We start from the raw sequence: 13123 nt of genomic DNA on the forward strand, positions 1-13123 counted from the left end.
CTAGGGTTCCGCCCATGACGACATTGGAGTACGACCGCCACCGCGCCGAAGTCGCGGTCCAGCTGGGCCTCTTGAGGGAAACGCTGGCCGGGGCGGACCTGTCGGCCACCGTGCCGACGTGTCCGGAGTGGACGCTCGGGTACCTCGCCCGGCATGTGGGCGGCGCAGTGCGTTGGGCCGAGCGGCTGGTGGGCACGCGGGCCACGGGGGACATTGTGGAGGAGGAGGTGCCGGGGATCCGCGGGCCCGAGGGCGACGATCCCGCCGTCCTCGACGCCTGGCTGGCCGAGACCGCCGAGCTGGCCGGCAAGACGTTCTCCGCCGCGCGCGCCGATACCCCGGTGTGGACCTGGGCCGAACCGCGGAACGCCGGGTTCTGGGCGCGGCGTATGACGCATGAGGTGGCCATTCACCGTGCGGACGCGGCGATTGCCGCGGGGGTCGCGTATGAGATCGCGCCGGATGTCGCCGCCGATGCGATTGATGAGTGGCTGGAGATCGTGCGGTATGTGCAGCGGTCTGATCCGGGGGACAGTGCCGCCGAGTTGAGGGGGGCGGGGCGCAGTATCCATTTGCATGCGACGGATGCGCCTGCGGGGCTGAATGCCGAGTGGGTCATTGAGTTCGGTGAGGATGGGTTCGTGTGGCGGCGGGGGCATGAGAAGGCCACGGTTGCTTTGCGGGGGCCGCTTACTGAGGTGCTGCTGGCCTTCTACCGACGGCGGTCCCTCGACAGCGGGGCCGTGGAGGTGTTGGGGGAGCGGGGGTTGCTGGAGTTCTGGCTGGAGCGGGCCTCGTTTGGGTGATTAGTCCCCAACCCCGCCCCTTCCCGAAAACCCGCTCTGGCGCGGGGGCCTTGGTGGCCGTCATCACCGGCTTCGCCGAGTTCGTCCTCAGGCGCCGGACGGGCTGGAGCCTTCGCCGGGTGGGCTGGAGCTTTCGCGGGGTGGGTGGGGTGCCGGTGTGCGGGGGTCTTGGTTGCTGTCGTCACCGGCTTCGCCGAGTTCGTCCTCAGGCGCCGGACGGGCTGGAGCCTTCGCCGGGTGGGCTGGAGCTTTCGCGGGGTGGGTGGGGTGCCGGTGTGCGGGGGCCTTGGTTGCTGTCGTCACCGGCTTCGCCGAGTTCGTCCTCAAACGCCGGACGGGCTGAAGCCTCGCAGCGCGTCCGGGGCCTCCTCCACCCCGTCCACCAACGCGATCCGTGACTCCATCGAGCGCCCCCGTGCCAGCGCCTGCAGCAGCGGCCATGCCGGGAGGCGTTTCGTCCAGTGGTCGTGGTCCACCAGGATCATGGGGGCCGGTTCGCCGCGGGATTCGTAGTAGTTCGGGGTTGCCGCGTCGAAGATCTCCTGGAGTGTGCCCGCGGCGCCGGGGAGGAAGATCACGCCCGCGTTCGAGCGGGCGAGGAGGCCGTCCTCGCGGGTGGCGTTGGCGAAGTACTTGGCCAGGTGCGTGGCGAAGGCGTTCGGCGGCTCGTGGCCGTAGAACCACGTGGGGATGCCCACCGACGCGCCGCCGGACGGCCAGCGCTCGCGCACGTGGAAGGCCGCCCGCGCCCACTCGGTGACCGAAGGCGTGAACGACGGTGCCTTGGCGAGGAGTTCGAGCGCCTCGTCCAGCATCTCGTCGCGGAAGACGGACGCGTACGCGCCCAGGTTCGCGGCCTCCATCGCGCCGGGGCCGCCGCCGGTGGCGACCGTGAACCCGGCGCGGGCGAGCGAGCGGCCGAGCCGCGCGGCGCCCTCGTACGCCGTCGTGCCGCGGGCCATCGCGTGGCCGCCCATCACGCCCACCACCCGCGCGCTGACGAGCAGTTCGGCGAGGGCGTCCGAGATCGCGTCGTCGTGGATCGCGCGGAGCATCGAGGAGAAGACGTCGCCGTCGGCCTTGGTCTCCTGGAACCACTCGTACGCACGGGCGTCAGGAGTCGCCTCGTACCCACCCTCGGAGAGTCCCGCGAAGAGTTCTTCCGGCGTGTGGAGAAGACCGCGGTACGGGTCGAACGGCAGGCCGGGGACGGGCGGGAACACCAGCGCTCCGGCGGCCCGCATCGCGTCCGCCGCGCTCGGCTCCATCAGGCAGCCGAGGAAGACCGCGCCCGTGGCGTCGCACGCCGTCAACGCGGTCGTACGCGCCATCAGGTCTATGGCCTGGACGCGGCACCCGGCGAGGGAGCCGCCCGCGGCGATCTCGTCGAACTCGGCGAGCGACTCGATCTCGCGGTCGCCGCCCGGGAGTCGGGGCGAGGGCCTGGGGGCGGATGCGGGTTCGGGAGTCGGCTGCATCCGCCCATGCTAAGCAGGCCGTGCAAGGCGCCGTCCTCAGCCCTGGACCTCGGACTCGTCCATCCACATGATTTCCCAGGTGTGGCCGTCCAGGTCGTCGAAGGCGCGGCCGTACATCATGCCGAAGTCCTGCGTCTTGCCCGCCGTGCCACCCGCCGCCACGGCCTTGTCCACCAGCTCGTCGACCTTCTCGCGGCTCTCGGCGCTCAGACAGAGCAGCGTCTCGCTGGTCGTCGTCGAGTCCGCGATCCGCTTCGTCGTGAAGTCCTGGTAGCGCGGCTTGCTCAGCAGCATCGCGACGATCGTGTCGCTGATCACGACGCAGGCGCAGTCGTCCGTCGTGAACTGGGGGTTGATCGTGTAGCCGAGCTCCGTGAAGAACTTCTTCGAGCTGTCGACGTCGTTCACGGCGAGGTTCACGAAGATCATCTGCTGGTACATGAGGTGTCTCCCGTTGCGGTGAGTTCTGCGTGGCGCGTGCGTTCCGTGTCTTACGGAGGGGTAGACGAACGTTCGACGCAGAACTCATCGCCCGGCGCGGATCTTTTTTCCCGCGCCTTCGATGAGGGCTCCTCAGCCCACGAGCGGCAGTGCAGCCAGCTCCGCGACCACCCAGGTCAGCGGCCCGAACACGGCCGCGAGCACGCCTGCCCGCAGCGCGGCGGTGCCGCGCAGCAACGATGCCGGAGCCCCGATCTTGAGCAGCGCCGACGTCGTCTCCGAGCGCGCGTGCTTGGCCTCGATCGCAGCCGTGGCCAGCGTGAGGACCGCGCAGCCCGCGACGAGCAGCGAGCCGAGCGTGGTCAGCGGGCCGACGTCGGGCCGGGCACCGGAGTAGAGCGTGAGCGCCGCGTACGCCCCGGAGGCCACCACGCAGAGCACCCCGAGCGGCCGCCCGATCCGCCGGGCCTCCTCCTGCAGCCCACGCCCGGCCAGGAGCCGCATCGCGCCGGGCCTGGCCGCCTGGAGGATGCGCCCGCACAGATGCGTGAGGCCGGGCCCCGCGAGAGCGAGACCGAGCGCCGTGAGCGCCCACCCGGCGAGCACACCCGCGGGGCTTCCGGTCAGGCCGCCCGGCATCCTCAGATCCGAAGCGCCGGGGGAGCGGCTCGCGTACGTCTCGACGGCGAGGCCCGCCGCGAGGAGCGCGACCCCCCAGGGAAGGCCGCTCGGCGGGGCGGCCGGGGCGTTCGGGTCCGCCGGTTCTTCCTGCTTGCCGCCGGACTTCGCGGTCCGGGGCCGCAGTACGGCCGCGCTGGCCGCGGAGGCCGTCAGCGGGACCAGGGCGAGCAGGGTGAGCGCCGCGGCGAGGGGCAACGGCTGCCCGGCGGCGAGCAGTTCGGCCGCGGCGCCGTCGAACGGCAGGCCCGTCAGATCGCCGCGCAGGTGCAGGAAGAACAGGAGCGCGACCATCGAGCCGAGCGTGCACGCCACGGCCGTGGAGATCGTGGCGAGCACGGTGAGCCTGGCCGGACCGAGCCCCACCGCGGAGAGCCCGGAGCGCGGCCGGGTCGCGGGGTCGGTGCGCGCGACGGTGACGGCGAAGTACACGGTGGCGGCGATCGGCGCGACGCACCAGGCGAGCCGCAGCAGGGCCCCGCCGGACGCCTCCGGGTGGCCCATCGCGTACCCCAGCGTGCAAAGGAGCAGGAAGCCGGTGCCGGCCGATGCCGCGGCGACGAGCAGCCTGCGCAGCTGGACCAGGGGATGCGCCCCGCGGGCTAGACGGAGAGCGAGCACGCGGCCCGGCCTTCCGCGTCGTCGGAATCGCCCTCGGCGGCCGAGGTGCCGGAGCCCTCGGCGGGGGCAGTGGCGGGGGCGCCGCCCTCATCCGAGCCGCCGACCTCCGCCGCGAGCTCGCCCGGCCCCGGCAGGTGCACCGTGTTCACGCGCCGCCCGTCGAGCAGCGTGACCGTCCGGTCGGCGAGGGCGGCGACCTCCGCGTCATGCGTGGCGAGGACGACCGTGATGCCGTGCGAGCGGGCCGCGGTCGTCAGCGTGCGCAGGACGTGGGCGCGGTCGGCGCGGTGCAGCGGCGCGGTCGGCTCGTCGGCGAAGATCACGGACGGCATCGTGACCAGGGCGCGGGCGATGGCGATGCGCTGGCGCTGGGCCTGGAGCAGCGCGTGCGGCCGCTTGCGGGCGCAGTCACCGATGTCGAGGCGCTCCAGCCACTCCTGGGCCGTGGTCTTGGAGACGCGGTGCGAGGCGCCGCGCAGCATCAGCGGCATCGCGACGTTCTCCCAGGCCGTGAGCTCGGGCACGAGGTGCGGCTCCGGGTCGATCCAGCCGAAGCGGTCGCGGCGCAGACGTTCGCGGACCACCGGGCCCATCGTGTGCACCGGCGCGCTGTTGAACCAGACCTCGCCCTCCTGGGGCAGGAGCTGGCCGGAGAGACAGCGCAGGAGAGTCGTTTTGCCGCTGCCGCGCGGGCCGGTGACGGCGAGGATCTCGCCCTCGCGGACACCGAGCGATACGCCGGTGAGCGCGGGAGAGCCGTTGTGTGTGACGTGGAGGGCACGTGCCCACAGCACGTCGTTGTCCGGCGGGGCCACCATCACGTACACCTCGGTTCAGATCAGTTTGCCTCCCCCGTACGGGGGAACGAAGGCGGGGCCGATCGGTCACTGGGCACGCTAGGGATCCAGGCCGCTGTGCCTGGAAACGACGCGGCCCGGGGGCGCCCGTTCTCACTCGAACGGGCGCCCCCGGGGCCGGTGTTGATCACTCGATCACACTATGGATCCCGGAGAGGGACCCCATGGATCAGAGCTTCGTCCACGCCTCCGTGAGGACCTGGCGCAGGATGCCCTCGATCTCGTCGAAGGTCTCCTGGGTGGAGATCAGCGGCGGGGCGAGCTGGACGACCGGGTCGCCACGGTCGTCGGCGCGGCAGTACAGGCCGTTCTCGTACAGCGCCTTGGAGAGGAAGCCGTACAGGACGCGCTCGGTCTCCTCGTCGTTGAACGTCTCCTTGGTGGCCTTGTCCTTCACGAGCTCGATGCCGTAGAAGAAGCCGTTGCCGCGGACGTCGCCGACGATGGGCAGGTCGTGCAGCTTGCGCAGGGTCTGGTAGAACGCGTCCTCGTTGTCGAGGACGTGCTGGTTCAGACCCTCCTTCTCGAAGATGTCGAGGTTGGCGATGCCGACCGCGGCCGAGACCGGGTGGCCACCGAAGGTGTAGCCGTGCAGGAAGGTGTTGTCACCCTTGTAGAACGGCTCGGCGAGCCTGTCCGAGATGATGCAGGCGCCGATCGGGGAGTAGCCCGACGTCATGCCCTTGGCGCAGGTGATCATGTCCGGGATGTAGTCGAACTTGTCACAGGCGAACATCGTGCCGAGGCGGCCGAAGGAGCAGATGACCTCGTCGGAGACGAGCAGCACGTCGTACTTGTCGCAGATCTCGCGTACCCGCTGGAAGTACCCGGGCGGGGGCGGGAAGCAGCCACCGGCGTTCTGTACCGGCTCCAGGAACACGGCGGCGACCGTCTCGGGGCCCTCGAAGAGGATCTCCTGCTCGATCTGGTCGGCGGCCCAGCGGCCGAAGGCCACCGGGTCGTCGCCGTGGATCGGGGCGCGGTAGATGTTCGTGTTCGGCACCTTGTGCGCGCCCGGGACGAGCGGCTCGAAGGGGGCCTTGAGGGCCGGCAGGCCGGTGATGGACAGGGCGCCCTGCGGGGTCCCGTGGTAGGCGACCGCGCGGGAGATGACCTTGTACTTCGTGTGGTTGCCGGTGAGCTTGTGGTACTGCTTCGCCAGCTTCCACGCGGTCTCGACGGCCTCGCCGCCACCGGTGGTGAAGAAGACCTTGTTGAGGTCGCCCGGCGCGTAGTTGGCCAAACGTTCCGCCAGCTCGACGGCCTTCGGGTGGGCGTAGCTCCACACCGGGAAGAAGGCCAGCTCCTGCGCCTGCTTGTAGGCGGTCTCTGCGAGCTCGTGACGGCCGTGGCCGGCGTTGACGACGAAGAGGCCGGACAGACCGTCCAGGTACTTCTTGCCCTTGTCGTCGTAGATGTAGGTGCCTTCGCCACGCACGATGGTGGGCACGGGTGCGTTCTCGTAGTCCGACATGCGGGTGAAGTGCATCCACAAGTGGTCGTACGCGGTTCGGCTGAGGTCCTTGCTCACGGCTATCGGGTTCCCCACATATAGGTCTGCTTCTTGAGCTTCAGATAGACGAAGCTCTCGGTGGAGCGCACGCCGGGGAGGGCGCGGATGCGCTTGTTGATCACGTCGAGAAGGTGGTCGTCGTCCTCGCAGACGACCTCCACCATCAGGTCGAAGGAGCCCGCGGTCATCACCACGTACTCACACTCGGCCATGGCCGTCAGCGCCTCCGCGACGGGATCCAGATCACCCTCGACGTTGATGCCGACCATTGCCTGCCGACGGAAACCCACGGTGAGCGGGTCCGTGACGGCGACGATCTGCATCACGCCCTGGTCGAGCAGCTTCTGGACGCGTTGGCGCACGGCCGCTTCGGAAAGGCCCACGGCCTTGCCGATGGCGGCGTACGGACGGCGTCCGTCCTCCTGAAGCTGTTCGATGATCGCCAGGGAGACGGCGTCGATGGACGAAGAAGCGTTCCCGTGTCGGGAACTGCTGGAATCTGCGCTGCGACTGGCCACGACCCCATGGTGCACACGTCTCGACAGTTCCGCAAGGTCAGATCGATGAAATTCGTTGTCTGGAGCTTCGATCGTCACGGATTTCGCAGTTCTAGGCCCTCGGGTATGTTGAAAGCGTCCGTGCAACGACTAGGGTGGGTGTCTCATCCACTGGACATCTGACTGGAGGGCCGGAAGTGACCACCGAGCTGCGCCGTCTGCGTAACTACATCAACGGCGAATTCCGGGACGCCGCCGACGGGCGGACCACCGAGGTCGTCAACCCGGCCAACGGCGAGTCCTACGCCACCGCGCCCCTGTCGGGGCAGGCCGACGTCGACGCCGCCATGGAGGCCGCCGCCGCCGCGTTCCCCGCCTGGCGCGACCTGACGCCCGCCGAGCGCCAGAAGGCCCTGCTGAAGATCGCCGACGCCTTCGAGGAGCGCGCCGAGGAGCTCATCGCGGCCGAGGTCGAGAACACGGGCAAGCCCACCGGGCTCACCCGGTCCGAGGAAATCCCGCCCATGGTCGACCAGATCCGCTTCTTCGCGGGCGCGGCCCGGATGCTCGAAGGCCGCGCGGCCGGCGAGTACATGGAGGGTCTGACCTCCATCATCCGCCGCGAGCCGATCGGCGTCTGCGCGCAGGTCGCGCCCTGGAACTACCCGATGATGATGGGCGTCTGGAAGTTCGCCCCGGCGCTCGCCGCGGGCAACACCGTCGTCCTCAAGCCCTCGGACACGACCCCCGCGTCGACCGTCCTGATGGCCGAGATCATCGGCTCCATCGTCCCCAAGGGCGTCTTCAACGTCGTCTGCGGCGACCGTGACACCGGCCGCGCCATGGTCGAGCACCACACCCCGGCGATGGCCTCCATCACCGGCTCCGTGCGCGCCGGCATGCAGGTCGCCGAGTCCGCGTCCAAGGATCTCAAGCGGGTCCACCTGGAGCTGGGCGGCAAGGCCCCGGTCGTCGTCTTCGAGGACGCCGACATCGCCAAGGCCGTCGAGGACATCTCGGTGGCGGGCTTCTTCAACGCGGGCCAGGACTGTACGGCCGCCACGCGCGTGATCGTCCACGAGTCCATCCACGACGAGTTCGTGACGGCGCTCGCCAAGGCCGCGGCCGACACGAAGACCGGCCAGCCGGACGACGAGGACGTGCTCTTCGGCCCGCTCAACAACGCCAACCAGCTGAAGCAGGTCTCCGGCTTCATCGACCGCCTCCCGGCGCACGCCAAGGTCGAGGCGGGCGGTCAGCGCGTCGGCGAGAAGGGCTTCTTCTACGCCCCGACCGTCGTCTCGGGCCTGAAGCAGGACGACGAGATCATCCAGAACGAGGTCTTCGGGCCGGTCATCACCGTCCAGTCCTTCACGGACGAGGCGCAGGCCATCTCGTACGCGAACGGCGTGGACTACGCCCTGGCCTCCTCGGTCTGGACCCAGAACCACGCGCGCGCCATGCGCATGTCCAAGGTCCTCGACTTCGGCTGCGTCTGGATCAACACGCACATCCCGCTGGTCGCGGAGATGCCGCACGGCGGCTTCAAGAAGTCCGGCTACGGCAAGGACCTCTCGGCGTACGGCTTCGACGACTACACGCGCATCAAGCACGTGATGACGTCGATCGAGGGTTAAGCCTCCTCGTCCCTGAGCTAATTGGGATGCCCGGCCCCGCCGCCCCCGCGTACCGTCAGGTGCGCGGGGGCGGCTCCGTCGTGTGCTTCCTTCTTTCTCATCTCTGCAAAAGATCCGTAGCGCACGCACTCTCCGCCCCCGCCTTTTCTGTACCTACGGGGGTGGGACCTGATGATGACGACGGCTGACGACCTCGCCGGGCTGCTGCTGCGCCGCCGGCAGAGTGTGTACGTTCCCGAAGGCGCCGGAAGGTCCACCTTGACCGATGCCGCAGTCGTCGTCCTCGAAGCCGAACTCGCCGACCGCGGGCACCTGTTGACCGCCCCGCTGCGCCGCGCGCTGGCCGCGCTCTCCGTCGCCGACCTCGCAGCGACCGGCATGCGGCTGATCGCCGACGTCGACGCGCTGATGGGCTCCGACCGTCACCACGCCCCGCTGTTCCGGCGCTTCCCCGACGACATCCCGTACCAGCACGCGTACGACCGCTACGCCTCCCTCGTCGTCGCCCACCTCGCCGCCCAGCCCCACCAGCCCTGCATGAACTGCGCGGGCACCAAGGCCCGCGTCCGTGCGATCGAGCCGTGCGCGCATCTGCTGTGCGACGACTGCCACCGCAAGGAACTGGACACGGGCTGCTGCGACCTGTGCTGCGTCTGGTACGCCTGCCCGGTCTGCGAGAACCGCTACGAGACGGACGGTCCCACCGACCCCTGGTTCGACACAGGGGCCGGTCTCGGCGGCGACGGCGGCGAGATCCTGCGCGCGCTGCGCCTGGCGGCCCCGGGCGACGCTTCGGGTGAACTCGCCGCCCTGCTTGCCCGCCGTACGCCCCTGAGCCCCCAGGACCACGACGACCTGGTGCTGCTCCTTGGGCACCTGGACCCGGCCGACGCCGCCGACTGGCTCCCGCCGGAGATACCCCTGCGCGAGAGCAAGGCGCTCGCGCTCGCACCGCTGCTCGATGTGCCCGTCCCGGCGGACGTGCGCGCGCTCGTCGGGCGGTACGCCGACACCGCCACCGATGTGCTGCGCATCCTCGTCGTAGGTTCCGGGGGCGACCCCGATCTGCTCGAACTGCCGCGTCTGCGTGGACTTTCGCGTCCCGTACGCCGCGAACTCCTCGCCCTGCTCGACGGGTTCGACCTGCGGCGCCTCGCCGAGGACATGGCACGCCACCCGCGCGCCTGGAAGCGGGCCGGTGAAATTCTGCACCCCTTCGAGCAGGCCCACCGGCACGCGCGCGTGGCGCTCGCCTTCGCGGTCCTGCGGGGGACCCGCATCGGGGACGGCGCGCTCGGCGAGACACTGCTCGCCGAAGCCGCACGCCACGATGACATCCGCATCGAAGGCGACCGGCTGCGGATCTCCACCTGGCAGGGGCGCGTCGAGGAGGCGCTCGGCCGTTGGGACACCGAGGCCGCCGCCGGACTCCTGCGCGAACGCCCGGGTGAACTCCTGCGCCGGCTGGACCTGTTGCTCGCACGGTCGGGCTCGACGGCCCTGCCGGAGGCCGTGGGCGAGGCGCTCGCGGAGGCCCTGCCCCGCTCCGGACCCGGGCCGCTGCTCGGCGCGTACGGCCGCATGAAGGTCCGCTCCGTGCCGGGGCACCGCCGCGTCTTCTTCCCGCGCGGGCGCGTCACCCAGGCCTACGCGATCGACGACGACCGGCCGCCGCTGCCGTCCCGGGTGGCGGGGCGTGCCGGTGAGCTGATCGAGGCGGAGGCCGTGCGGCGGCTCGCTTCTGGCGAGGGGGAGGGCGAGCGGTACGACGTGGCCGTCCTGGACGCATCGCTGGCCGACCTTCCGGTGCCGTTCGCCGAGCGCGCGTCCGCGGCATCGCTGGTCGCCGTGCCGCGCGGCAGCTCGCTGCCCATGCCCGCGGACAGCGAGACCGTGCGGCTCTTCCTGCACTGGCTGCAGCCCAAGGGCGTGCGCGTCGACCTCGATCTGTCCGTCGCGCTCTACGACGACCTGTGGCGCTTCGTCGGCCTGTGCGACTACACGCACCTGGCGTACGCGGGCGGCGCCGCCCGGCACTCCGGGGACCTGACGTCGGCGCCCGCCCCGCACGGCGCCACCGAGTACCTCGACCTGGACCTGCCGCGCCTCGCCCACGTGGGGGTGCGCTTCGTGGTGCCCGCGGTCCTCTCGTACAACAACGTCCCCTTCGACGAACTCCCGGACGCCTTCGCGGGGTTCATGGCGGTGGAGGGTACGAAGAGGGCCGTGTACGACCCGCGCACGGTCCGGCAGCGCTTCGACCTCGCGGGTGACGCGGCGCTGCGCGTGCCGATGCTCGTCGACCTGAGGGCGCGGCGCGCCTGGTGGGCCGACGTCACCCTCGCCACGGGCGACGGCAACCACGACGTGTGGCGCTACCGCAAGCAGCTGGGCCGCATGGGCAACGACCTTCTCGACACGTTCGAGCCGCGCGGCCGGGCCACCCTGTGGGACCTCGCCTGCTGGGCGGCGGCGGCCCGCACCGACGGACCCGTGTACGTGCGCGGCCGTGGCCACGTCCTGTGGGGCTACCGCCGTGCCGACGACGAGCCGCGCGCCGACTTCGCGCTGCGCGTCCGCGACGGCTGGGAGCCGGACGAGCTGCGCGCGCAGCCGGATCCCGGGCTTGCGGGCCGCCGCGCTCTTCTGGCGCTCCTGCACGGCGAGTTGGAGGGCACGGACGGCGTCACGTCCGGCACGGTGTACCGCCTCTACCCCGGGCCGGTCGACGCCTCGCCGCTGGAGCGGATCACCGCGGGGGATCTGGCGGGGTGGCTGGCGCCGGTGTGATCACGTCGGTGGACAGGGTGTCGCTTCCCGACCGCTCGGCTCGACGCAGCGTCCATTGCCTGTACGTGACACCCAGGCGCATGCTGCCGGAGTGCGAGCGAACCCCAGTGCCTCCTCAGTCTCCCGCCGGTCCCTGCTGCGTGCCCTCGGCGGCGGGGCGGCCGTCAGCGCGCTCGCGGGCTGCGGCGTGCCCGCCGCGTACATAGGCCCCGGCGAGCGCGCTGCCGGGGACCGTTCCCGGCAGGACAAGACGCTGTCCTTCGCCAACTGGCCGCTCTACATCGACACCGACGACGATGACACGACGAAGCGGCCCTCGCTCGACGCCTTCGAGAAGCGGACCGGCATCGACGTCCGCTACACGGAGGAGATCAACGACAACGACGAGTTCTTCGGCAAGATCAGCCCGTCCCTGATGAACCACCAGGAGACCGGCCGCGACCTCATCGTCATCAGCGACTGGATGTGCGCCCGCTTCGTACGGCTCGGCTGGGTCCAGGAGATGGACCGCGCGCGCCAGCCCAACGTGACCAAGTACCTGGACCCGCTGCTGCGTTCGCCGCACTTCGACCCGGGGCGCAAGCACACCGTTCCCTGGCAGTCCGGCATCACCGGCATCGCGTACAACAAGCGCAGGCTCGGCCGGGAGATCAAGCAGGTCTCCGACCTGTGGGCCGGCGACCTCAAGGGCCGGGTCACGCTGCTCTCCGGCCTCGACGAGTCGTTCGCGCTGCTGATGCAGGGCGACGGCGTCGACATCACCAAGTGGAAGGCCGACGACTTCCACCGGATGTGCGACCGGGTGGAGAAGCTGGTGGCCTCGAAGCACATCCGCCGCTTCACGGGCAACGACTACATCAAGGACCTGTCGAGCGGCGACGTCCTGGCCTGCCAGGCCTACAGCGGCGACGTGATCCAGCTCCAGGCGGACGACCCGGACATCGAGTTCGTCGTCCCCGAGGAGGGCGCCGAACTGTGGGCGGAATCCCTGATGATCCCCAACCTGGCCCGCCACAAGCGGAACGCGGAACGGCTCATCGACTACTACTACGAGCCCGAGGTGGCCGCGGAGCTGGCCGCCTGGGTCAACTACGTCTGCCCCGTGCCTGCCGCGCGCGACATCCTCGCCTCGTCCAAGGACAAGGAGCTGGCTTCGCTGGCCGAGGACCCGCTGATCTTCCCGGACGACGCGATGCGGAAGCGGCTCGCGATAGCGCGGGACATCACGTCGGAGGAGCGGACGGAGTTCGCGAAGCGGTGGAACGCGATCGCGGGGTTGTAGCGGGGGCGTTGCACGTTGCTCAGGGCCGGCGTCGGCGCAGGGACTTCCTGACGTCACCGACGGTGTCCTCGGACAGCATCCGCCAGTACGCCAGCTTGTCAAGCACGGCCATCCGCACCAGCTGCCACTTGAACCACGGCGGCAGCTGCCGGTAGGGCACAAAGGTCAGGGTGTCCCTGATGGCGTCATCGGCCATGCCGCCGGGACCCTCGGCGCGGAGCGCCGCGTACAACTGAGGGGTCAGTTCGCCGTTGAGCCGGGCCACGGCTCCCGCCGCGGTGAACGCGAATCCCCGCTGACCGCGGTCCTCCAGCCGCATCGCCCTGACGATGCGGGGTGAGGCCTCGGTCGGCGTGCAGTTGAAGGCCAGCCCGATGGCCGCCGTGCCGAGGCTTCTCTCGCCGCGTTCGTACGCCGCGTCCCAATCGGCGGGGTCGTCGATGCGCAGCATGGTTTCGCCGCGGTTCCAGTCCCAATCGGCGGCCATGACCACGCTTCCTTCCCGTTCCCCGTGCTCAATTTG

The 13123-nt window shown here is 70.5% G+C and carries 11 protein-coding genes; 4 read left to right on the forward strand and 7 right to left on the reverse strand.

Annotated elements, in window-relative coordinates; genetic code table 11:
- Positions 1-14: 14 nt before the first annotated feature.
- Positions 15-806: a maleylpyruvate isomerase family mycothiol-dependent enzyme gene (locus E5671_RS32795; RefSeq protein WP_160507478.1), complete on the forward strand. Its 792-nt coding sequence runs from the start codon at positions 15-17 to the stop codon at positions 804-806.
- 323 nt (positions 807-1129) lie between these two features.
- Here E5671_RS32795 and E5671_RS32800 read toward each other — a convergent pair whose 3' ends face one another.
- From E5671_RS32800 to E5671_RS32825, 6 genes are all read right to left on the reverse strand, one after another.
- Complete coding sequence (locus tag E5671_RS32800; RefSeq protein ID WP_160507479.1) at positions 1130-2284, reverse strand: LOG family protein; 1155 nt, start codon at positions 2282-2284, stop codon at positions 1130-1132.
- Positions 2285-2320: 36 nt separating this feature from the next.
- Positions 2321-2725, reverse strand: coding sequence for a VOC family protein (locus E5671_RS32805; protein ID WP_160507480.1), 405 nt, complete (start codon positions 2723-2725; stop codon positions 2321-2323).
- A gap of 132 nt (positions 2726-2857) precedes the next feature.
- On the reverse strand, positions 2858-4024 hold the full coding sequence (locus E5671_RS32810) for a hypothetical protein (protein ID WP_160507481.1): 1167 nt from the start codon (positions 4022-4024) through the stop codon (positions 2858-2860).
- On the reverse strand, positions 4006-4842 hold the full coding sequence (locus E5671_RS32815; protein ID WP_160507482.1) for an ABC transporter ATP-binding protein: 837 nt from the start codon (positions 4840-4842) through the stop codon (positions 4006-4008). The genes E5671_RS32810 and E5671_RS32815 overlap by 19 nt, the downstream gene beginning before the upstream one ends.
- A gap of 208 nt (positions 4843-5050) precedes the next feature.
- A complete protein-coding gene (locus E5671_RS32820; protein WP_160507483.1) occupies positions 5051-6430 on the reverse strand; it encodes an aspartate aminotransferase family protein in 1380 nt (459 codons plus the stop codon).
- Positions 6415-6927 carry an Lrp/AsnC ligand binding domain-containing protein gene (locus tag E5671_RS32825; RefSeq protein WP_160510554.1) on the reverse strand — a complete coding sequence of 171 codons (513 nt, stop codon included), beginning with the start codon at positions 6925-6927 and terminating at the stop codon, positions 6415-6417. The genes E5671_RS32820 and E5671_RS32825 overlap by 16 nt, the downstream gene beginning before the upstream one ends.
- A 161-nt stretch (positions 6928-7088) precedes the next feature.
- Here E5671_RS32825 and E5671_RS32830 point away from each other — a divergent pair, with 161 nt between their 5' ends.
- The 3 genes from E5671_RS32830 to E5671_RS32840 all read left to right on the forward strand — a co-directional run bounded on the left by E5671_RS32830 (position 7089) and on the right by E5671_RS32840 (position 12600).
- On the forward strand, positions 7089-8528 hold the full coding sequence (locus tag E5671_RS32830) for an aminobutyraldehyde dehydrogenase (RefSeq protein ID WP_160507484.1): 1440 nt from the start codon (positions 7089-7091) through the stop codon (positions 8526-8528).
- A 171-nt stretch (positions 8529-8699) separates the two neighbouring features.
- Entirely contained in the window at positions 8700-11318 is a 2619-nt protein-coding gene (locus E5671_RS32835; RefSeq protein ID WP_336605903.1) for an MXAN_6230/SCO0854 family RING domain-containing protein, read from the forward strand.
- Between the two features lie 91 nt (positions 11319-11409).
- On the forward strand, positions 11410-12600 hold the full coding sequence (locus E5671_RS32840; protein WP_160507485.1) for an extracellular solute-binding protein: 1191 nt from the start codon (positions 11410-11412) through the stop codon (positions 12598-12600).
- A 19-nt stretch (positions 12601-12619) separates the two neighbouring features.
- Here the strand turns inward: E5671_RS32840 and E5671_RS32845 are convergent, their stop codons facing one another.
- Entirely contained in the window at positions 12620-13087 is a 468-nt protein-coding gene (locus E5671_RS32845; protein WP_160507486.1) for a hypothetical protein, read from the reverse strand.
- Between the last annotated feature and the right edge of the window lie 36 nt (positions 13088-13123).

Origin of the sequence: Streptomyces sp. BA2, from assembly GCF_009769735.1 — a bacterium.
Classification (GTDB): domain Bacteria; phylum Actinomycetota; class Actinomycetes; order Streptomycetales; family Streptomycetaceae; genus Streptomyces.

What these genes read in the sequence shown, in the direction of transcription:
- E5671_RS32805 (WP_160507480.1), bottom strand. Translation starts at nt 2,725, where the DNA reads ATGTACCAGCAGATGATCTTCGTGAACCTCGCCGTGAACGACGTCGAC.
- E5671_RS32795 (WP_160507478.1), top strand. Translation starts at nt 15, where the DNA reads ATGACGACATTGGAGTACGACCGCCACCGCGCCGAAGTCGCGGTCCAG.
- E5671_RS32815 (WP_160507482.1), bottom strand. Translation starts at nt 4,842, where the DNA reads ATGGTGGCCCCGCCGGACAACGACGTGCTGTGGGCACGTGCCCTCCAC.
- E5671_RS32800 (WP_160507479.1), bottom strand. Translation starts at nt 2,284, where the DNA reads ATGCAGCCGACTCCCGAACCCGCATCCGCCCCCAGGCCCTCGCCCCGA.
- E5671_RS32835 (WP_336605903.1), top strand. Translation starts at nt 8,700, where the DNA reads ATGATGACGACGGCTGACGACCTCGCCGGGCTGCTGCTGCGCCGCCGG.
- E5671_RS32845 (WP_160507486.1), bottom strand. Translation starts at nt 13,087, where the DNA reads ATGGCCGCCGATTGGGACTGGAACCGCGGCGAAACCATGCTGCGCATC.